Raw genomic sequence first — 20,713 nt, 5'->3', positions numbered from 1 at the left:
TACCGGAGATGACGACACCCGCCCCGGTAAATCTTGCTCAATTCCCAGTGCCGACCCAATCTGATCCTGTTTTCTCCGCTATCCTGAAGTAACCATATGTTATATAAAGGGCTCGTTTGACAATATCGAGTCGGCAAGAGAATGGGCTCGTTGAAGTTATATTTCGCTCCATAATGATTGTAAAGTAGCCAGTTAACCCCGTGTTCAAGAATTTATCGGGTTTTTTGTGTTACCTTTACCGGGTGTTTCATTACGACTCTAATGAATTAGGGTGCAAGGGATCTGAGCAATGACAGACAAAGACAATCATGATGTGATCGCCCCGCAAGGCAAGGTGAATCCCATCAACACCGACTATCAGGTGGGGCAGGACAACATCGCCTTGCAGATTGGTCCTTTCGGGCTGGATATCCATAACCGGGTATTCATGATCTCCGGCCTGGCCATCGTCGCTTTCGTGTTCCTGACGCTGGCGTTTCAGAATCAGGTCGGGCCGTTGTTCGGTGACCTGCGTAGCTGGCTGACCTCCAACCTGGACTGGTTTTTTCTCGGCGCCGGTAATATTTTCGTGCTGGTGTGTCTTGGGTTGATTGTGTCTCCTCTCGGCAAGGTGCGTATCGGCGGCACCGAAGCCACCCCCGATTTTACCTATATCGGCTGGTTCTCCATGCTGTTTGCCGCCGGCATGGGCATCGGTTTGATGTTCTATGGTGTGTCCGAGCCCTTGTCTCACTTTGGCAGCTCCCTTGGTGGTACCAGCGTCGAAAACGGTGTCCGCACCGACTGGGCACCGCTGGGCGCGGCGCTGGGTGATCCGGATGCCGCCATAAGCCTGGGTATGGCCGCCACCATTTATCACTGGGCGCTGCATCCCTGGGCGATTTATGCGGTACTGGCACTGGGGCTGGCGATATTCTCCTTTAACAAGGGCCTGCCGCTGACGGTGCGCTCGGTGTTCTATCCGCTGCTGGGCGAGCGGGTCTGGGGCTGGCCGGGCCACCTTATCGATATTCTGGCAGTGGTGGCGACCCTGTTCGGTCTGGCCACTTCACTGGGGCTTGGTGCCGCTCAGGCCAGCGCCGGCCTGAACTATCTGTTTGGTCTGCCGCAGGGCGTCACCACCGAAATCGTGCTGGTCATCATTATTACCGCCATTGCTCTGGTGTCGGTACTGGCCGGACTGGATGCCGGGGTAAAACGGCTGTCCGAGATCAACATGGCGTTGGCCGCCTTGCTGCTGCTGTTCGTGATTTTCGTTGGGCCGACCCTGCTGATTCTGAGTGGCTTCTTCACCAACCTTGTCTCTTATCTGGAACATCTGCCGGCGCTGTCGATGCCGTTCGAGCGTGAAGACGCCAACTACTCCCAGGGTTGGACCGCCTTCTACTGGGCCTGGTGGATTTCCTGGTCACCCTTCGTCGGCATGTTTATCGCCCGGGTATCTCGTGGCCGTACCGTACGCGAATTCCTGGTGTCGGTACTGCTGGTGCCTTCTACGGCCTGTGTGTTGTGGATGACCGCCTTTGGTAGCACCGCCATCAGCCAGCTGGTGAACGACGGTTATCAGGCGGTGGCCGAGGCTGCGGTGCCGCTGCAGCTGTTCACCATGCTGGATGCACTGCCGCTGGCGCAGATCACCTCCTTTATCGGCATCATTCTGGTGGTGGTGTTCTTCGTGACCTCGTCCGACTCCGGCTCGCTGGTTATCGACACCATCGCTTCGGGCGGCAAGGTCAATTCGCCCAAGCCCCAACGGGTGTTCTGGTGTACCTTTGAGGGACTGGTAGCCATTGCGCTGATACTGGGTGGCGGCCTTACTGCGCTGCAGGCAATGGCCGTATCGACCGGCTTCCCCTTCACCATAGTGTTGCTGGTATCCTGTGTGTCCCTGCTCAAGGGACTGGCGTCGGAGCCGAGGGCAAGCTGAGCCCGGAGTTAACCCATGTTATAAAGGCAGACGGGGATATCCCGTCTGCCTTTTTCGTTTTTTGCGTTGAGTGAGTCAGGTTATGGAAGCAGAGCAACTTGAGATTCTGGGGTTTATTCGCCGCTTTCCCCCCTTCGATACGCTGGAGGAGGAGACCCTCGAGCATATCGCCGGCAGATAGAAATTGCCTATTACCGGGCCGGTACCGTGATCCTGAATTACGGGGGGCGGGTGCATGATTTGTATTTGATCCGCAGCGGAGCGGTCGAGATGCATCGCCGCAGCGGCGAGCTGCATAACCGGCTGAGCGAAGGCAGCCTGTTCGGTCAGATGGGACTGTTGATGAACAACCGGGTGCGGATGTCGGCCACGGCACTGGAAGACACCCTGGTCTACTGCCTGCCCGAGGCCCTGTTCAACGAGCTGTGTGATGGTTTCGAAACCTTTGCCGACTTCGTGGAAGTGGAAGACAGAACCCGGCTGCGGCAGGCGGTTTCCCGACAGGCCGGGGGGGATGAGTTGCTGACCTCTACGGTACGGGAGCTGATTTCCCGTGAGCCGGTAACCATACCGCTGTCGGCATCGGTATTCGAGGCGGCGCAGAAGATGACCGAAGAAGGGGTGTCTTCGATTCTGGTGTTGCACCCCAGTCCCCGGAGCGATGAAGAGCTGGTGGTCGGCATTCTGACCGATCGGGATTTGCGCACCCGGGTGCTGGCGGCGGGCCTGTCGGCCCAGACCCGGGTGGAGGAGGTGATGTCGGCGGAGCTGGTGGCGCTGGAAAGCGGCCAGTTCGTGTTTGAAGCCATGTTGCTCATGCTGCGCTATAACCTGCACCATCTGCCCATTTTGCACAAGGGCAAGCCGGTGGGTGTGATTGCGCTGTCGGATGTGATGCGCCACGAGTCGCGCAGCAGCCTCTTTGTGGTGCGGCATATTTTTCGGGCGCAAAACGCCGGCGAGCTGGCGGCCATTGCCGATGATGTGAAAGCCTGCTTCGTGCGCATGGTGAATGAAGACGCCAACTCGCAGATGATTGGCAGCGCCATGGCCGGTATCGGTCGCAGCTTCAAGCAGCGACTGCTGGAGCTGGCTGAAGCCGATCTGGGGCCGCCGCCGGTGCCTTACTGCTTTTTGGCGTTGGGCTCGATGGCGCGGGATGAGCAGCTGATTGTGACCGATCAGGATAACGCCATTATTCTCGATAATAGCTACGACGCCGCCTTGCACGGCCCTTATTTTGCTGCCCTGGCCAAACAGGTGTGTGACGGTCTGGCTGCCTGTGGCTACAGCTATTGCACCGGGGGGATCATGGCGACCAATGTGGAATGGCAGAAAACTCGTCGCCAGTGGGAGCAGTGTTTCAGCGACTGGATTGATAACCCCAGCCCCCAGACGTTGCTTAACAGTTCGATATTCTTCGATCTGGACGGGGTTTATGGCAAAACCGAGTGGGCCGAGCAATTGAATGCCCTGATCTCGCGCCGGGCCAAGCGCAGCCCGCGCTTTCTGGCCAGCATGGCACGCAACGCCCTGGGGCGTACGCCGCCGCTCGGTTTTTTCAAGGAGTTCGTGATGGAGCAGGATGGCAAGCACAACAACTCCATCAATCTCAAGCGGCGGGGCACGGCGCCACTGGCGGATCTGATCCGGGTGCATGCGCTGGCGGTAGGCTCCAAGGCACACAATTCCTTCGATCGGCTGAACGACGTCATCGAGTCGGGCATCCTGCCCAAGGGGCGGGGGCCGGACTTGCGCGATGCCATGGAATTTATCGCCACGGTGCGTATTCGGCATCAGGCGTTCGATGTCGAGGCGGGGACCGAGCCGGACAACAATATCGAGCCAGAGAATCTGTCGGATTTCGAGCGTCGCAACCTGAAGGATGCCTTTCAGATCCTCAGCAATGCCCAGAAGTTTCTGAAGTTTCGCTATCAGCCGAACCGGGGATAAGGAAGCATCATGTTTTATTTAAGACCCGATGATATCCGCAAGGACACCGAGGTACCCAAATGGCCGTCGCTGTTCGGCGAGCTGGCGCGTCATGCCCGGGATTATCGGCTGGAGCGGTTTTATCGTGCCGGTGCCGTCAATGCCGACACGCCGCTGTCCGAGGTGCCTTTTGTGGCCATGGACTTCGAGACGACCGGGCTCAACCTGAAGAAAGACGCCATTGTCAGCATCGGGCTGGTGCCCTTCGATCTGCAGCGTATCCGCTGCCGGGAGTCCAGACACTGGATCCTGAATCCCCATAAGCCGATGGCGGAGGAGTCGGTGGTGATCCATGGTATTACCCATTCGGAGGTGAAGTCGGCACCGGACTTGCTGCTGGTGCTGGACGATCTACTCGCCGCTCTGGCCGGGCGAGTCGTGGTCGTACATCACAGAACCATCGAACGCGGCTTTCTGGACCGGGCGCTGAAGGCGCGGCTGAACGAAGGCATCGTGTTTCCGGTGGTGGACACCATGGAGCTGGAGGCCCGCCTGCACCGTCACAAGCCGCTGGGGCTGTGGGCCCGGTTACGGGGCAGGAAGCCGGTCTCGATTCGGTTGGCCGACAGCCGCAGCCGTTATCATCTGCCGTTTTATCATCCACATCATGCCCAGACCGATGCCCTGGCCACCGCCGAACTGTTGCAGGCGCAGATCGCCCATCATTTCAGCCCGGATACACCGATCGGCGACCTGTGGGTGTGATGGGGATTAGAGCCGAAAGCGCGGTTCGTCGTGATCATCGGGCGCTTCTTCGCCCGGCAGGCTGAGTACCGGCTCTACGCGGCCTTGCCCGGTCGGGGCGGTGATGGCGCGAGGCTGCTTGAGGGTGTCGAGGATCTCGGCACGCAAGTCGGCGGCAGAGAGCCCGTCTTTGGGTGACAGGTGGACCACCGGCAGGCCGGTATCCTGAATGTGTTGCAGCAGCTGCTGACGTCGGCGGCCATCGCTTTTGCTCAGGCTGTCGTCGATCAGGGCGACCACGACTCTGGCCTTGAGATCCTTGGGCGAGCAGAGTACAAAATCCATTTTTTCGCCGTAGATATCGTGCCAGGCCTGCTCGCGGTGGGCCTTTTTCAGCTTGGGGTTCAGTTCCAGCAGTTCGCTCATGCTGACGGCGGCAAAGACCCGCAGTTGCGTTCCCATGGCTTCGTCCAGTAACCGCAGGGCGGCGGCGGACTCGGGGCTGAACAGCAGCTTCTGCTGATAGGGCTGTTTGGGGCTTCCCCGCCACAGCCGGCGCAGCAGGCCGAACAGAACCAGCAAAACCAGCAACAGCACCAGGCTGAACATCAGCCAGTCGAGCAGGGAAACAGGGAGCAAGTCAGTCATGGGTGGCCTGAATGAGAGAAAAGAAAGCGGCGAACAGTGTAGCAGAGGCGATGGCATAAAATGAACATGGGCCTGGCGATATGCGGTGGTGGGCCCGGTTGGGTAACAATTGTCCGGCTTTATGGTGGCGACACTGGCTTGTCGTTCGCCGGACACCTATAATCCCCGCCATTAGAAAACCTTATCGAGGTATCGATGTCCCGGCGACTCCCCCCGCTCAATGCCCTCAAGGCATTTGAAGCCGCCGCCCGTAACTTGAGCTTTACCCGGGCGGCGGAAGAACTGTTCGTTACCCAGGCGGCGATCAGCCATCAAATCAAAGGGTTGGAGGAATACCTGGGCATCAAGCTGTTTCGGCGACGCAACCGTTCTCTGCTGTTGAGCGAAGAAGGGCAGAGCTATTTTCTCGAAATAAAAGATATCTTTTCTGCCATTTCCGATGCGACCGAGCGGCTGCTGGCGCGCAGTGCCAAGGGCGCATTGACGGTGAGCCTGCAGCCGAGCTTTGCCATTCAGTGGCTGGTGCCTCGGTTGGTGCGTTTCAGCGAAGTGCACCCGGATATCGATGTGCGTATCAAGGCGGTGGATCTGGATGAAGGTTCGCTCACCGACGATGTGGACGTGGCTATCTATTATGGTCGGGGTAACTGGCCGGGTCTGCGGGCCGACAAGCTGCATGCGGAGTATCTGATCCCGGTGTGCTCGCCGATGCTGCTGATGGGCGTCAAGCCGTTGAAAACGCCGGAAGATCTGACCCGGCATACGCTACTGCACGATACCTCGCGGCGGGACTGGAAAGCCTGGTTCAAGCAGCTCGATATTCAGGCGGCCAATGTCAATCAAGGGCCCATCTTCAGTCACTCTTCCATGGTGATCCAGGCGGCGATTCACGGTCAGGGTGTGGCCCTGGGGCACAGTGTTCTGACCCAGCCGGAGATCGATGCGGGCCGGCTGGTGTGTCCTTTCGAGCAGGTGCTGATGTCCAAGAATGCCTACTATCTGGTGTGTCATGAATCCCAGGCGGCCCTGGGCAAGATTGCGGCCTTCAGGGAGTGGATGCTGGCGCTGGTGATCACAGAAGAGAAGCAGAAGGCGCTGAACGGATGAGTCATGTGTTGATAAACGGAGCCGATAACGCTCCAAATCGGGTGCTGCTGGCCCACGGAGCCGGGGCCGGTATGGAACATGCGGTGATGAATACTCTGGCCTCGGAGCTGGCCGATGAACAAATCCAGGTTGTCCGGTTCGAGTTTCCCTATATGCAGAAAACCCGGGCCGACGGGCGCAAGCGACCACCGGATCGGGAGCCGGCACTGCTGGACTGCTGGCGGGCCATGGTGGCCGAGTTTGCCCACCCGCGGCTGTTTCTGGCGGGTAAGTCGATGGGCGGGCGCATGGCGTCACTGGTGGCCGATGAGCTGACACCGGCCGGTCTCATTCTGCTGGGGTTCCCCTTTACGCCGCCGGGCAAGCCGGAGCGGTTTCGTGGTCAGCATCTGGCCACTATCGCCACGCCAACCTTGCTGGTGCAGGGCGAGCGGGACAACTTCGGTAACCGGGAGGCGGTGGCCGGCTATGATCTGGCTCCGGGCGTGAACACCTTGTGGGTGAAAGACGGCGATCACGGCTTCTGCCCGCGCAAGGCGTCGGGCACCACGCTGGAGCGTAATCTGGCGGCGATAGTGACCGGCATGAGGAGATTCATTCTTGCTCGTTAATCTCTGGTTCTATCTGGCGGCCCTGCTGGGGCTGAGTGCCACGGCGCTGGGGGCTTACGGTGCCCATGGTCTGGCCGCCAGAGGATTGTCTGCATCCCTGGTGACAGCTTTCAACACCGGGGTGCAATATCAGTTTTATCACGCCCTGGCCTTGTTGCTGGTGGTGTTGGCCTGGCGTTTCAGGCCGGTCAGGTCGCTGCATGTGGCGGCGGCGTTTTTTGCGCTGGGCACCCTGTTGTTCTGTGGCAGTATTTATGCTTTGGTGCTATTTGGCACCAAGGGTATTGGTTGGTTAACTCCCCTGGGGGGAGTGTGTTTTATGGTGGGCTGGTTAAGCGTATTGCTGGCCGGTCGTACCTGGTTGAGGTCTTGATGAAACAGTTATTGATATATTGTCGTCCCGGATTCGAGAAAGAGGCGGCAGCGGAAATTCAGGACAGGGCAGGGCAGTTCGGTTGCCCGGGGTTTGCTCGAGCCAAGGACGACAGTGGCTTTGTGATATACGAGTGCTTCCAGCCGGACGATGCCGATTTGCTGGCACGCAAGCTGCTGTTCCGCGAGCTGATTTTCGCCCGCCAGATGCTGGTGGTCTGGGCCGAGCTGGATGATTTGCCGCTGGATGATCGTATCAGCCCCTTGCTGGAGGCGGCCGAAGGCATGGAGCTGTGTGGTGATATTCGGGTCGAAACCCCGGATACCAACGACGGCAAAGAGCTGTCCCGTTTCTGCCGCAAGTTTACCGTGCCGATGCGCCAGGCGTTGCGCGGCAAGGGATTGCTGACCCGTCATGAAACCCGGCACCGTCCCGTGCTGCACTTGTTTTTTATGGCGAATAATCACGTCATTCTGGGTTATTCCTATTCCTTCAATAATTCGCCCTTCCACATGGGGATCCCCCGGTTGCGCTTTCCGGCCGATGCACCCAGCCGCTCCAGCCTCAAGCTGGAAGAAGCGTTTCATGTGTTTATTCCCCGGGAAGAGTGGGAAACCCGCCTGACCTCGGGCCTGAAGGCGGTGGATCTGGGTGCTGCACCCGGCGGCTGGACCTATCAGCTGGTGTCCCGCGGCATGATGGTGACGGCCATCGATAACGGCCCCATGAGCCCGAGTCTGATGGACACCGGCCAGGTCAAACATTATCGGGAAGATGGTTTCACCTGGCGCCCGGCCCGCAAGAATACCTACTGGCTGGTGTGCGACATGGTCGAGAAGCCGGCGCGGGTGGTGGCGACCATGGCCGACTGGCTGGTGAACGAAGACTGCCAGGAAGCGATGTTCAACCTGAAGCTGCCGATGAAGAAACGCTATGGCGAGGCGGTGTATAACCTGCAGCAGCTCAAGGACAAGCTGGCAGAGCTGGGCGGTTTTCATGTGCAGGCCAAGCAGCTGTATCATGATAGGGAAGAAATTACCGTGCACGTTTACCAGCCACGCAAGGTCGCCAAGCTGCAACCCAAGGAATAAACCGGTCTGCCTGGTCAACCAGGACTCGTGACGTGAACGAGTAAAGAAAGGGCCTTCGGGCCCTTTCTTCGTTACCGCTGGTTTAAAAGTAGAGTAATACCTGTCTCATCAAACAACCGTTCTATTCGATTGTCATAGCAAGCCCTTTGTCCTCTCTGTTGACTCTTTCATGATTCGGAGCTGTTTGTTGGAGATGTCATCTTTCGTTTAAAACCGGTATTTGCAATCCAGTCTGGACTCGTCGTCGGTGATCTTGATGTCGAATTCCAGCCGGGTTTCCGGGTCGGAAGGACGAATGTTCAGCTTGATGCCGTCGCCCCGCAGGCGCAGTGAGGTTTTAAGACCTCCGCGCTCGAAATTCAGGCGGGGGCGGAAATTTTTCAGTGACAGACTGACCGAACTTTGTGGTGTCAGCTTCAGGCTGGGATAGGCCGTCAGGCGCTGATTTCCGTCCGCCGTGGGATTCAATTCGATATCGAGCCCGTAACGGCTGGGGAGATCGGTCATGATGCTGGGGGAGGGCAGGGTAAAACGCAGGGGCTGTTCGTTGGTCGTGCCGGATCGTTGGAAGGCGGGTATCGGCGGCTCGTAGGCTGAGCTCGGCTTTATGTAGATTAAAAACGGCAAGGGAAGCAGCGCCAGCAGCAGTATTTGTCGGGCTTCCATGAGGCGGTTCCTCCATCAATATCCCTAACTATAGTCAGGAATGAGTGATCGGAGTCACGTTATTACCTGTCTAGTCCCACTTGAAACCGATGTCAAATAAAAAAGGGCCTGTCGGCCCTTTGATCGATTCGTCCGGCGATTACAGGTTGTCGATGATCGCCTGGGTAAACTCGGTGGTACTGGCATTGCCGCCCAGATCCCGGGTGACGGTCTTGCCTTCGGCGATGGTTTTACGCACCGCTTCACGGATCTGCCGGGCCTTGTCCTGCATGCCCAGATGTTCCAGCATCTGAATGGAGGCCAGGATCACCGAACAGGGGTTGGCGATGTTCTGGCCGGCAATGTCCGGCGCCGAACCGTGTACCGCTTCGAAGATGGCTGCCTCTTTACCGATATTGGCGCCCGGGGCCATGCCCAGCCCGCCGACCAGACCGGCACAGAGATCCGACAGTATGTCACCAAACAGGTTGGTGGTAACGATGACGTCGAAACGCTCGGGATACATCACCAGATTCATGCAGGCGGCGTCCACAATCATCTCGTTGGTTTCGATGTCCGGGTAACGCTGAGCCACCTCCCGGGCCACGTCCAGGAACAGACCGGAGGTGGACTTCAGGATGTTGGCCTTGTGGACGATGGTGACCTGTTTGCGGCCTTCGTTGCGGGCCAGCTCATAGGCGAACACGGTGATGCGCTCGGCACCTTCGCGGGTGATGATGCTCATCGCCTCGGCGCTGCTGTTGTCTTCGGAGCGCTTCTGGCCGGCACCGGAATACATGCCTTCGGTGTTTTCCCGAATGGTGATGATATCGATGTTTTCAAACCGGCTCTTGGTACCTTCAAAGGACACCACAGGACGCACGTTGGCGTACAGACCGAAGTGTTTACGCAAAGAGACGTTGATGGAGGTGAAGCCACCGCCGACCGGGGTAGTCAGAGGGCCTTTGAGAGTAATCTTGTTTTGAGCTATCAGGTCGAGGGTGCTTTGGGGGAGAAGTTCGCCGTGTTTCTCCAGGGCCATCAGGCCGGCGTCGGCATAGTCATAATGGAAGTTACAACCTGCGTGATCCAGTATTTTCAGGGCGGCATCGATAATGCTGGGGCCGATACCATCACCGGGGATCACGGTAATACTGCGTTTGTTCATGGGCAGCGTTCCGTTTTTTAGTTATAGGTCGAGGGGAAGTGTCATTGCCCCTCGTTTATACCATTTATGTCACTTTTTTTCTATGACCCTTTAGTCGGGGGTGGATAACGGAGATCCTGCAGGTTAAAGCCCAATTCAATATCATCCACCAGTTTTACCAGCTGCCTCGATAGCAAGGCATCGTGTTTATGATGATGTACGGTGTTTTCTTCTTTGGTCCCCGGGCTGGCGGCGAGCAGCTGGTCCAGCGAGCCGAACTGTTGCAGCAAGGCTTTTGCCCGTTTGGGGCCAATGCCCGGCACCCCTTTGATCTGGCTGCCGGATACCCCGGTCAGGGCCCAGTAATCCACCAGCTGGCTAACCTTGAGCCCATACTGTTGTTGCACGAGCTCCTCATCCAGCCAGCGCTGATTGAAATGATCCCAGATGCGGGTGTGAGGCCCGAGCAGCTGACAAAACCCCTGATCGGTGGAGACGATAATGCTGCGCTTGCGGTGCTGGGCCAGGGTGGTGGTGAGGGTGGCGATGAGATCGTCGGCCTCGTCGGTGTCGGACAGCAGGGCATCGATACCCAGTTGCCACAACTGCTGTTGCAACTCGCCGAGGTAATTGGCCAGTGCCTCGGGCATGGGCTTGCGACCTGCTTTGTACTCGGGATAGAGGCGATGACGAAAGCCGACCGGGGCGCCGTCGAACACGGCGACCACATGGCTGGGTTTGAACTGACCGAGCAGTCGGCCGGCGGCGTGGCTCAGAGCCGCACCGGTGGCGGCCAGGGCCCTTTGTTCGTGCTGATGCCGCTGAGCCTGAACCGCATGCAATCGGCGGATCAGGTTCAGGGCGTCGATGATCAATAACTGCATCTGACGGGGTATCTCTATCTCTCTGGCTTATCGGTTGATGCGATAGCAGGGCACATAGGTCGAGCCGGGCAGCTTCATCCGCTGTTGCTCTACAAACTGCTGCAGCAGTTTGTCCATCATCTTCATCATCTTGGGCTCGCCGTTGAGCAGGAAGGGACCCTTCTTCTCGATGGCTCTGATGCCACCTTCCTTGACGTTGCCGGCCACAATGCCGGAAAAAGCCCGGCGCAGGTTGGCTGCCAGCTGTTGCGGGGGCTGCTCCCAGCTCAGGTTCAGGTTGGCCATGCTTTCGTGATCCGGGATAAAAGGCATCTGGAATTCCGGCTCTATCTTCAGTGACCAGTTGAAGGAGTAGGCATCACCCACCGATTTGCGATAGTCACGCACCAGCGGCATGGCGTTTTTGACTCGTCGTGCCACCTCTGCCGGATCGTCGATGATGATCTGGTACAGCGACTGGGCATCGGGGCCCAGGGTGTTGCCGATAAACTCGTCCACACTGCGGAAGTAGTCGGCGCTCTCCCTGGGGCCGGTGAGGATAATGGGAATGGGCTGATGCCGGTTTTCCGGGTGCATCATGATGCCGAGGATGTAGAGGATTTCTTCGGCGGTTCCCACGCCGCCGGGGAAGATGATGATACCGTGGCCCAGGCGTACGAAGGCTTCCAGGCGTTTTTCGATATCCGGTAGTATCACCAGTTCGTTGACGATGGGGTTGGGCGGCTCGGCGGCGATGATGGAGGGTTCGGTCAGGCCGATGTAGCGGCTGCCGGTGACCCGCTGCTTGGCATGGCCGACGGCGGCGCCTTTCATCGGGCCCTCCATGCGCCGGGGCCACAGCCGGTGCAGATGTTCATTTCCCGCAGGCCCAGTTCATTGCCGACCTCGCGGGTATACTGATATTCCTGCGCATTGATGGAGTGGCCGCCCCAGCATACCGCCAGGTTGGGCTCGGCGCCGGGGCTGACGGCCCGGGCATTGCGCAGGATGGAAAACACCAGATCGGTGAGGTGCAGAGAGGACGTCAGGTTCAGCTGGTTTTCGTTTTGCAGCTTGCTGTTGACGTAGATGATATCGCGCAGCACCGAGAACAGGTGCTCCTGAATGCCGCGGATAATCTCCCCGTCCACAAAGGCGTGATCCGGTGGATTGAACAGTTCCAGCTTGACGCCGCGTTCTCGGCGGATCACGTTGATATCAAAAGATTTATAACGCTCGAGTATTTCCTTGGAACTGTCGGTTTTGCTGCCGGAGTTGAGTACCGCCAGGGCACAGTTGCGAAACAGCTGGTACAGGGCGCCGGAGGCGGACTGCTTGAGGTGATCGACTTCTACTTGCGACAGCAGGTTCATGCTGCCGACCGGATTGATATGGGTGATCATAATCACTCCCGTGAAAATGGTTATGGGGTCAGGCAATGATTATCTGATCGCGTCCTTCGTGCTTGGCGCGATAGAGGGCCTGATCGGCGCGCTCCAGGGCTGAAGTGGTGTTATCACCCTGCAGGAACAGGGTGGCACCGATGGATGCGGTGATGGTAACGCGTTCATTTTTAAAGCGAAATGGAATTTTCTTAAGCTGCTCACGCAGTTTTTCCAGGGGGATCCGGATATGCTCCGGGTTGACGTTGTTCAGCAGGATCAGGAATTCCTCGCCGCCGTAACGAGCGACGAAATCGCTGTCCCGCAGGGATTTCTGTATTGTTCTGGCGATCAGGCGCAACGCCTTGTCTCCCGCCAGGTGGCCATACCTGTCGTTGATGTCCTTGAAATAATCGATGTCCAGGAGGGCCACGCACAAGGGGGTCTGGTAGCGTAGCCAACGGCGATATTCAACTGCCAACCGCTCTTCCATGGCGGCTCTATTGTAAATCTGGGTCAGGTTGTCGATAAACAGCTTGTCATTCTGTGCGCTGAGCTGCTGCTTGAAATTGTTGCTTTCACGCTTGAGTGACTGGATCTGCTGCTCCATGGCATTCATCCGGTTGAGCAGGGACCGCTCCCGCTCCTGCAAGCGTTCATGCTGCACCAACACATGGCTGATGCTGCGCATACGCAGCTCGATTTCTTCCTTGAGCGGCGCATTGTCCTGGCTGACCAGGTGCTCGCCGATGGCCCTGAGTTCGCCGGCGATGTGATGACCGTGATGGGTGCGGGCATCGAACAGCGCCTCGCCTTCACTCAGGGAAATGGCGAAGTGATGGTGCATTTCTCCCAGGTTGTTGTTGAGCTGAGCCAGAAACAGGGTCGAATTATGTCGCTCCTGCCGACAGCCCTCGATGGTGAGTTCAATCAGTTGCAGGCAGAGTCCGGGCAGAAGGTTATCGTCTACCAGCTGCAACAGCTGGCGTTTTATCTTGTTCAGTTCGGAGGCGATGTCGCCGGAGAAAGGCAATTCATCGATCAGCAGTTGCAGCCTGACCCGCAGCTCGTGATAGCTGGTGCTGATGTTGGTGTGCCGTTCGGTACAGAGTGCCAGCGCGGCCTGATAGCAATCGATCAATTTCCACAGCTGTTCCTGATGGCCGGCATCGGGTCCTTCAAGTTCGCTCAACAGGGCGTCGGCCTCGGGAGGAGAGAAGTCCGACTGCTGCAGCAACAGGGTCGTCTGGCGCAGCCTGTTCGAGGTTGATTGCTGTACCTGGTGCAGTCGTTTGTGGCCGTGCCGTAGCCGGATCAGAAGGTGCTCCAGTTCTTCTACCCACCGGCTGGTGCCGGAAGCTGCCGCTGGCTGGAGGGCGGACGGAGCGGGTCCGGACTGGCCGACAAACAGCTTTTGCCAGTGGTTGACCAGCCGACTGATGGGTTCGGGAGTGGTACTGGAAAAAACGCGCCCAGGTGATGGAGTTTCCTGTTGTTGCAGATCTGCAAGCAGGTCTTCCAGCCTGTCAATAACGGATGCCAGTTCCTTTAACATCGGTTTGTCGTCGAGATTTTCCATGGTTCACCATTACAGCCTAGCGCAGGCGGGCCTGTAAAATTATAGTGTGGCGGCTGGCTCCGGAGCCAAAGCATGCCAGTCAATTTGTTGTTTTTTATGTGAACTGTTGACCTTGACCAGTCCTTTCAGAATAGCCTGTACGCAGCAGTGTCGAATGTCACCATTAAAAAAAGCTGCCTGCTGGCAATCCACCGCCAGCAGCTCTACCCAGGCGCGCTCTCCGGTTTGTTCCGTTAACTGGTGTGCGGCGGCCATGGCAAGGTAAAGAATATCACCCAGGCGCATATCATCCAGTGCATGAGGGGCCTTGGGCAGGAATGGATGTCCGATAATACCGATGGCAAGTCGTTGATCCAACTCAAATTGGCTGGGAAATTCCGCAAACATGCGTTCAAGGCTGGCAAGCGTCTGCTGCAGATCGACCACCTGACGCTGGGAAATTACATAAATAAACTGCCCTTCACGCAGATCATAAAGCCGGGCCTTGGGGTGAATACGACCCTGCAGGTAATCGCCCAGTTTTTTCTGCAGGTCGGCCGCATGGGCCAGTCCTATCCGTTCGCTCAGGTCGACCATGAAAGGAACATGCAGCAACAAATAATAGATTTTGTCGTTAAACGGCTGAGCTTCGGCTTCGTTGAGATACCACTGCTCGGAGCGTTGCTGACGTTTGGCCATTTCCTGAGGCAGGCGTTGCATCAGCTGGCGCCAGTTGGGTAAACCGGTTCTGGGCTCTACCAGCAGCGAATGCTGCAGCGCGCTATTGTCATGCTGCAGGCGGCGGCTGCGAATATAATTACGGAGCAGGCCATAGAGCAGCAGCGGAGATATCAGGCCAAGGCTGGTGGCGAGCAGGGTAAAGCGCTGCTTGTCCTGTTGCAGTTGTGCATTTTGCTGACGCAGACCGGCCAGTTCCCGCTCTTGCTGCAGCTGTTGATCGCTGTCCTGAACCAGACTCTGGGTCAGCAGTCGGTTGAGTTGGCTGGCGCGCTCATAGTAGTCATGAAAGGCTTTCTGATGTACCAGCGCCTGGCTGGGGTTACCGCTGGTTTCAAACAGCAGGGCGAGCAGCCGATGACTTTCAATCAGGTGCGGTACGTCATCCCGCTGTTCTGCCAGCTGACGGGCCTGATCGAGCTGCAGCAGCGCCAGTCCCGGTTCCTGCTGCTCCAGATGCAGTTGCCCCAGCTGCAACAGGGTATCGATCTGGCGTGGAATATCCTGACTACGCTTGAAGCTGGTGCGGGCCAGGGTCAGGTAGTGGCGCGCTTCGGCGGCGTTGTCCAGTTGCCGGTAGCAATGGCCTATCTCCAGATAAAGGCGAGCCATCAGCTCGCTATCGCCCTGGGTTTTGACCAGATCGAGTGCATTGAAGAAATACACCAGCGCCAGGTTGGCGTCATTACCGGCGCGGGTGACTCGGCCCAGATTGAGCAGGGAGCCAATCAACAAGGTGGGGTTGCCCAGTAATTCAAACTCGGTGGTCGCCATGTTGGCGTAGTGCACCGCCTGTTCGCCTTTGTTCAAGGCGGCATACAGGCTGGCGGCCTTCTCTGCGGCGATGGCCTTGAGATAGTACTGACGACGCTTGCCCAGCAGGCTCAGGGTTTCCACATAATGCGACAGGGCCAGTTCATCCTGTTGCAGCAACTGGTAATAGCCCCCCAGCAGATAATTGGCCCAGGCCTGCTGAAGATGCCTGCCTCGTTGCTGGGCCTGCACCCGGATATGTTCGAAGGCCTGGCGGGCTTCATCGAAGCGATGCTGATACAGCAAGGCGCTGGCCTGCAGCAAGGGCAGCGCCGAGGTCAGGGAAACGGGAGAATTTTCCGTCAGCAGGGCGTCGGCTTCGTCGAGCAGGGCTCTGGCCTGTTCGGGATCCTGCCGGGCCAGGGCAAGTTTGGCCTTGATGGTCAGGCCGCTGGCTTCGGCATCGGCCTGACGGTAGCGTCTGGCGAGTTCTATGGCCTTGTTGATACTGGCATCGGCGGGCAGCGGCAGGCCGTCATTGGCCTGACACAGGGCCTGGATCTGCCAGGCGGCCTGAGTTTGTTCACGGGTGCGATAGCGTCTGGCCAGCTCCTGATGATCGAAGTCCTGCCGTGAGTTGATCATCTGCGCCGGATCGACTTCCTTGCGTTGCAGGAAAAAATTGGTCAGTGCCACACATTCGCCGGGACGGCTCAGCATCAGCTGCCGTGCCCGTTGCAGTTCAACGGGATCGGGTTGATACGGCGACAGCGCGGGGGCGCCCGCCAGATGCGATACCAGGACGGCAACAGACAAAATCACAATAATGAATACCCGATAATATGCGGATGACGCGTCAGTTTACGGAGCTGGCCGGAGCGAGTCCAGTCAATGACGCGATCCTGCGCCATTGATGACCTGGACTCACATGTTACTGGCGATGCAGACGGACATTGGCGGCCTTGCCGGCCACATTGCTGCGATAGGGATTGATGTCCAGACCGCCACGGCGGGTGTAACGGGCATAGACGGTCAGTTCCCGGGGGCGGCAATGCTGCATCAGGTCCATGAAAATCCGTTCCACGCACTGTTCGTGAAACTCGTTGTGCTGGCGGAAAGACACCAGGTAGCGCAGCAGCACTTCCCGGCGAATGCGCGGGCCCTGATAGCGGATCATGATGCTGCCCCAGTCCGGCTGGCCGGTGACCAGACAATTGGACTTGAGCAGGTGGGAGTGCAGGGTTTCGCTGACGTCGTCGGAATGGACGGCGTCATCCAGCAAGCCGGCATCCGGCTGATACTGGCTGACTTCGATATCGAGGTCATCGATGCAATCGCCGGGCAGCATGCCAAACTGGCTCGGGGCCGAGTGCAACTCGTACAATCTGACCTTGACCTGGCCCTGGGCACACAACGACAGATCTCGGGTGAGGATGTCCTCGACCTCTTCCAGGCTGTCGAAACGGCTTTGATTGAAGCTGTTCAGGTAGAGTTTGAACGACTTGGATTCGATGAGATTGATGCTGGTGGCGGGCACCCGTACCTCGCCCATGGCGACCCTGGGCTTGCCTTTGGCATTGAGCCAGGACAGTTCATACAGGTTCCACAGATCCTCGCCGGCAAAGGGCAGGGCATCGGCCTTGAGTCCCAGATCATCCCGGTTAAGGGCGCGGGGCACCGGTTGCAGCTGGCCGGCATCGTACTCGCAGACATAGCTGCTTTGTTTGCCCAGGGGCAAGGCGTCCAGCGCTGAGCTGGACTGGTATTTCTGCTCTGGTGTCATTTCGGGATCCAGTTGGTAGAATGCGGGGCATTAGGCCTATTGTGAGACTTTGACATGCAAGATCAAGTGGTGATGGCGCTGGCCGACCTGTTTGAGCGTTATCGGCGGCTCGGCGGCATTCCGCTGGTGGCGTATGATGCCGATTTTCCTTCTCCGGCCGAGCTGTTGCCGGCTCAGGGCGGTCGGGTCGGCTGGCAACCCTGGCGGCGACCCGAGCCCGGAGACTTCAACAATATTGCTGCCGCCCTGAAGATGCCGCTGCATGCGGATATCAGCGCCTTTTTCGGCCATTATTATGCGGGCAATGTACCGGGTTGTTTCAAGGGGCTGTTTCTGACGCTGTTGCAGCCATGGAATCAGCAGGATTTCGAACGACTGCAGCAAAACCAGATAGGCCATCAGCTGATGTTGCAGAAGCTGAAGCTGCCGGCCAGCTGGTTTCTGGCCAGCTGCCGCGACGAGCAACGGCTGGTGACCCTGGACAACAGCAGCGGCGAGGTGTTGCTGGAACGACTGGGCCAGGGCCGCATCGGCGTACTGGCGCCAAACCTGGCTCACTTTCTGCGCCGGCTGGAGCCCTGTGGCTGACGCGCCTCACACCTCACGCCATATCAATTCTTGAAATCCCAGGACAGGTTGGAGATCAGCCGGCAGGGCTCACAGACAAAGTCGAAAATGTCATGTACCGGCTCGGCCAGTCGCCAGTCTTCGCCACAGCCGGGGCAGGGCCGGTTCAGTTCGGCTTCCAGGCTGTCGCCTCCAACCCGATACAGATAATAAAAGGTCGGTATCTTGGTCAGGTATTCGATGCGCTTGGCCAGATCCCGACCGCGGCGGGTCAGCCGACTGTCGTGCTCGCTCAGCTCCGTCACGGCGCCGTGTTCCAGAATGGATCCGTTCATCTGCAACTGATCGCAGGCTTCCCAGTCTTCCTGCCATTTCAGCACCTGCTTGAAGTCGCCATTGGCGACCGGGGGGATCCGGTACAGCGGCACCGGGGTGAAATGATCACCGCAGCGCAGTGGCGAGCAGGTATGCAGGTAACTGGTATACAACAGCTGCCAGCGGCGTTCATCGCAAGGGTCGGTGGTATCCGAATTCAGATCCTGTCCCCGAACCTGCACCTTGGGGCTGGTCAGCCCCACTTTATGCAGTTGCTCGATGGCAAGCGTGACCTGGCGGCTGTGATTGCGGGGGTGCAGGCTGTCTTTTTCCGGACAGACCACCCGGCTGCCGAGCCAGCCCTGATGCATGGCGGTGGGAAACTCCCGGCCCAGGATCTGGCCGTTATAGCGCAGGGCATCGAGATACTGGCGAATGGCCGGCTCGGCATCCGCCAGTTCGATATCCTGATAACAGTCAAAGCTCAGTTCACAGACCCACATCAGCCTTGTTGCTCCGGTGACCGGGCAGCCGACTGGGCCAGCAGCGTTTCCAGCCGGGCCACTCGGGCTTCCAGCTCGGCCACGCGTCCGGCGAGATCCGTTTCGGCCTGCGGCTCGATGGCGGGGGCGGCGGACTCGGCCGGTGGCAGTGAATCCGGTGACTGTTTATAGCGGCTGATCAGCTGCAGCAACTGCGCCATGTTGACGGGGCCGCCGAGCCGGGCCTTGACGGCGGCGGTGGAGATGGACTTGCCTTCCCGCACCAGGCTGTGAATGGCGTTGATAATATCCTGCTGGGACATGGTGTCTCCGTGTGTGTTATCTCAGGCTGCTGTTCAGCTGGTCGATGATTTCGGCCCAGTCCGAGTCGTTTTGCAGTCCTTCTTTCAAAAAGTTGGACTGGGATTTGCTCCAGAAGGGCGCATCCACCAGCTCGACCTCGGGGGGCAGGCGGTGGGCAGAAAGAAAATGTGCAATGCCTTCATGGCTGGCGTCCAGCCCCAACTGCTCGAACAGTTCACTGAAAGGGTGAGTGATGTGTTCCATAACCGTCTCCTTTTTGACCGACAAATTGCTTACGGGTAGCTATTACAGGTAACTTTTACCGGTAACGATGGGCGTCCATGCATTACAGCATAGGTGACGGGGGTTCGCGCAACACCGGCAGCGACACTTTCAGCACGGTCAGGCTGTGCAGCCAGAGATCGCCTTCATCGCGTTGCAGGCCGTCGTGGCTGAATTCGAATCGAAACTGTGCCAACAGTCGTCCCTTCTGCCAGACATAACGATAGCGATAGACGCTGAGCAGCTGAAACTGCTGCTGGCGGCAATAGCGTTCCAGCCAGTGGCGGGCAAACTCGCTCTGGCGCCGGACTTGCCAGTAGCCGGCCGCCAGCAGGCAGATGGCCAGCAGCCCCAGCAGCTCAGCCACGGTCGTTCGCAAACAGGTTGCCGATGGCGCTTTTCAGCGCGGGAGACAGCGTCGGATTATGCAGGTTGGTGAGGAGCAGTGGCCGCAAGGCCGGGATCGACACCAGCTCGGCAAAGAGGCCGTTGAACAGCTCGCCGTGCCGGCCGGCCAGCTGCTCCAGATAGGAAAGCAGCAAGGTTTCGTCGGTCAGCTCCTGCCACAGGCGAGCGGCCAGGCTCAGCATCAGCGGTTGCCCCGGATTCAGGGTCAGCAGGGTGGCGACTTTCTGATGGCGGGCGTTAAGGGGGGCAGCCGGCGGTGGCACGCAGCAGCAGGGCGATGCGTTCTTCATCCGGGCTCTGCCGTTCCAGTTCGGTGTTGATGCCGCTCAGCAGTAACTCGGCCAGAGACGAAGGCAGGGGATGGTGCTCGCACTGGCTCAGCAGTGCTTGCTGAACCGGCTGGGGCAGGCTGAACAGCCGGGCTGCCAGCTGTTCGCTTGACGGGAGATCCTGATGCAGCCGTGCCGCCAGATCGGCCAGGCCCTGCAGACCCAGTTGCTGCCAGTCGTGCTGCCCGGGGGCGGCAATATAGTCGAGAACCTGCTGGTAGAAGGCGGAGGGCGGCAGGCCCAGCTCGACCCCCAGCCGGGCATGAAAGGCGGCCAGCTTGTCCTGGGTTGGCTGAAAGGTAAAAGGCGTTTCGGCCAGTCGCCGTTGCTGCTCGTCGCTGAGCGGTGCACTCGGATCCTGGCCCAGTTGCTCGACCAGGGCGGCGAGGAAGTGTTTGACCGCGGCATTGTTGAACAGGCCACGTTCGTCCAGCGGGATCTTGAGGAACCAGATATATTGCTGTTGCGGCGCCTGTTGCTGCCAGTAGCAGACTGCCAGCCAGGCATGGCGCTGCAGCGGCCAGGGGTAGGGGCGTTGCCCGGCCTCGATGGCGGCAAAGTCCTGCTGGCTCAGAGGCTGCAGACGGCGGCCCAGATCGTAGAGGCGAAACTCGGTGCCTGCCTGGGTTAAAAATTCACTCAAGGTATCTATTTGCATCGGCTTCTCCTGTCGAACAGGGGCGAATTATAGGGAGTCAAAGACCAAGATGGTATAGTGCGGCGAG

Annotated in this window: 21 protein-coding genes and 1 pseudogene; 8 read left to right on the top strand and 14 right to left on the bottom strand. The window is 58.6% G+C overall.

Going from position 1 to position 20,713, the window contains the following annotated elements:
• Positions 1-289 precede the first annotated feature (289 nt).
• The 3 genes from BFR47_RS11955 to BFR47_RS11945 all read left to right on the top strand — a co-directional run bounded on the left by BFR47_RS11955 (position 290) and on the right by BFR47_RS11945 (position 4,624).
• A complete protein-coding gene (locus tag BFR47_RS11955; protein ID WP_071473277.1) occupies positions 290-1,927 on the top strand; it encodes a BCCT family transporter in 1,638 nt (545 codons plus the stop codon).
• Between the two features lie 207 nt (positions 1,928-2,134).
• Positions 2,135-3,880 (top strand): DUF294 nucleotidyltransferase-like domain-containing protein, encoded by a 1,746-nt coding sequence (locus tag BFR47_RS11950; RefSeq protein ID WP_245748913.1) that lies wholly within the window; start codon positions 2,135-2,137, stop codon positions 3,878-3,880.
• A gap of 9 nt (positions 3,881-3,889) precedes the next feature.
• A complete protein-coding gene (locus tag BFR47_RS11945) occupies positions 3,890-4,624 on the top strand; it encodes a 3'-5' exonuclease (RefSeq protein WP_071473276.1) in 735 nt (244 codons plus the stop codon).
• 6 nt (positions 4,625-4,630) lie between these two features.
• On the opposite strand, the gene BFR47_RS11940 is transcribed toward BFR47_RS11945, so the two are convergent.
• Complete coding sequence (locus BFR47_RS11940; RefSeq protein WP_071473275.1) at positions 4,631-5,251, bottom strand: DUF2726 domain-containing protein; 621 nt, start codon at positions 5,249-5,251, stop codon at positions 4,631-4,633.
• 195 nt (positions 5,252-5,446) lie between these two features.
• Here BFR47_RS11940 and BFR47_RS11935 point away from each other — a divergent pair, with 195 nt between their 5' ends.
• From BFR47_RS11935 to rlmM, 4 genes are read left to right on the top strand one after another with little or no spacing between them, the layout of a single operon-like run.
• Positions 5,447-6,358 (top strand): transcriptional regulator GcvA, encoded by a 912-nt coding sequence (locus BFR47_RS11935; protein WP_071473274.1) that lies wholly within the window; start codon positions 5,447-5,449, stop codon positions 6,356-6,358.
• Complete coding sequence (locus BFR47_RS11930; RefSeq protein WP_071473273.1) at positions 6,355-6,969, top strand: alpha/beta fold hydrolase; 615 nt, start codon at positions 6,355-6,357, stop codon at positions 6,967-6,969. Before BFR47_RS11935 ends, BFR47_RS11930 begins: the two co-directional genes overlap by 4 nt.
• Positions 6,959-7,342 carry a DUF423 domain-containing protein gene (locus BFR47_RS11925; protein ID WP_071473272.1) on the top strand — a complete coding sequence of 128 codons (384 nt, stop codon included), beginning with the start codon at positions 6,959-6,961 and terminating at the stop codon, positions 7,340-7,342. The genes BFR47_RS11930 and BFR47_RS11925 overlap by 11 nt, the downstream gene beginning before the upstream one ends.
• Positions 7,342-8,433, top strand: coding sequence for a 23S rRNA (cytidine(2498)-2'-O)-methyltransferase RlmM (gene rlmM / locus BFR47_RS11920; protein ID WP_071473271.1), 1,092 nt, complete (start codon positions 7,342-7,344; stop codon positions 8,431-8,433). Before BFR47_RS11925 ends, rlmM begins: the two co-directional genes overlap by 1 nt.
• A 207-nt stretch (positions 8,434-8,640) precedes the next feature.
• Here the strand turns inward: rlmM and BFR47_RS11915 are convergent, their stop codons facing one another.
• From BFR47_RS11915 to queF, 7 genes and pseudogenes are all read right to left on the bottom strand, one after another.
• Positions 8,641-9,099 carry a hypothetical protein gene (locus tag BFR47_RS11915; RefSeq protein ID WP_071473270.1) on the bottom strand — a complete coding sequence of 153 codons (459 nt, stop codon included), beginning with the start codon at positions 9,097-9,099 and terminating at the stop codon, positions 8,641-8,643.
• Between the two features lie 139 nt (positions 9,100-9,238).
• Positions 9,239-10,246, bottom strand: a complete 1,008-nt coding sequence (locus BFR47_RS11910; RefSeq protein WP_071473269.1) for an isocitrate dehydrogenase — start codon at positions 10,244-10,246, stop codon at positions 9,239-9,241.
• 80 nt (positions 10,247-10,326) lie between these two features.
• Positions 10,327-11,109, bottom strand: coding sequence for a flap endonuclease Xni (gene xni / locus BFR47_RS11905; protein WP_071473268.1), 783 nt, complete (start codon positions 11,107-11,109; stop codon positions 10,327-10,329).
• 27 nt (positions 11,110-11,136) lie between these two features.
• A pseudogene (gene ppnN / locus BFR47_RS11900) lies at positions 11,137-12,491 on the bottom strand (nucleotide 5'-monophosphate nucleosidase PpnN).
• A gap of 28 nt (positions 12,492-12,519) precedes the next feature.
• Entirely contained in the window at positions 12,520-14,049 is a 1,530-nt protein-coding gene (locus BFR47_RS11895; RefSeq protein ID WP_245748912.1) for a GGDEF domain-containing protein, read from the bottom strand.
• A gap of 39 nt (positions 14,050-14,088) precedes the next feature.
• Positions 14,089-16,341 carry a tetratricopeptide repeat protein gene (locus BFR47_RS11890; RefSeq protein ID WP_071473267.1) on the bottom strand — a complete coding sequence of 751 codons (2,253 nt, stop codon included), beginning with the start codon at positions 16,339-16,341 and terminating at the stop codon, positions 14,089-14,091.
• A 109-nt stretch (positions 16,342-16,450) separates the two neighbouring features.
• Entirely contained in the window at positions 16,451-17,302 is an 852-nt protein-coding gene (queF, locus tag BFR47_RS11885) for an NADPH-dependent 7-cyano-7-deazaguanine reductase QueF (RefSeq protein WP_071473266.1), read from the bottom strand.
• A gap of 54 nt (positions 17,303-17,356) precedes the next feature.
• Here queF and syd point away from each other — a divergent pair, with 54 nt between their 5' ends.
• Positions 17,357-17,890 (top strand): SecY-interacting protein, encoded by a 534-nt coding sequence (gene syd / locus BFR47_RS11880; RefSeq protein ID WP_071473265.1) that lies wholly within the window; start codon positions 17,357-17,359, stop codon positions 17,888-17,890.
• 23 nt (positions 17,891-17,913) lie between these two features.
• On the opposite strand, the gene BFR47_RS11875 is transcribed toward syd, so the two are convergent.
• The 6 genes from BFR47_RS11875 to BFR47_RS11855 form a co-directional block, all read right to left on the bottom strand.
• Entirely contained in the window at positions 17,914-18,687 is a 774-nt protein-coding gene (locus BFR47_RS11875; protein WP_071473264.1) for a Zn-ribbon-containing protein, read from the bottom strand.
• Positions 18,687-18,989 carry a hypothetical protein gene (locus tag BFR47_RS11870; RefSeq protein WP_071473263.1) on the bottom strand — a complete coding sequence of 101 codons (303 nt, stop codon included), beginning with the start codon at positions 18,987-18,989 and terminating at the stop codon, positions 18,687-18,689. The genes BFR47_RS11875 and BFR47_RS11870 overlap by 1 nt, the downstream gene beginning before the upstream one ends.
• Before the next feature lie 16 nt (positions 18,990-19,005).
• Entirely contained in the window at positions 19,006-19,233 is a 228-nt protein-coding gene (locus BFR47_RS11865) for a DUF2789 domain-containing protein (protein WP_071473262.1), read from the bottom strand.
• 82 nt (positions 19,234-19,315) lie between these two features.
• Complete coding sequence (locus BFR47_RS11860) at positions 19,316-19,618, bottom strand: DUF3301 domain-containing protein (RefSeq protein ID WP_071473261.1); 303 nt, start codon at positions 19,616-19,618, stop codon at positions 19,316-19,318.
• Positions 19,611-19,949, bottom strand: coding sequence for a DUF3549 family protein (locus tag BFR47_RS19150; protein WP_281245969.1), 339 nt, complete (start codon positions 19,947-19,949; stop codon positions 19,611-19,613). Before BFR47_RS19150 ends, BFR47_RS11860 begins: the two co-directional genes overlap by 8 nt.
• Complete coding sequence (locus BFR47_RS11855) at positions 19,897-20,646, bottom strand: DUF3549 family protein (RefSeq protein ID WP_281245968.1); 750 nt, start codon at positions 20,644-20,646, stop codon at positions 19,897-19,899. The genes BFR47_RS19150 and BFR47_RS11855 overlap by 53 nt, the downstream gene beginning before the upstream one ends.
• Positions 20,647-20,713 lie beyond the last annotated feature (67 nt).

The sequence above is a fragment of the Oceanisphaera psychrotolerans genome (genome assembly GCF_001870485.1).
Taxonomy (GTDB): Bacteria; Pseudomonadota; Gammaproteobacteria; order Enterobacterales; family Aeromonadaceae; genus Oceanimonas; species Oceanimonas psychrotolerans.
The sequence above is the reverse complement of the archived record's forward strand: the minus strand, read 5'-3'. Positions and strand labels throughout refer to the sequence as shown.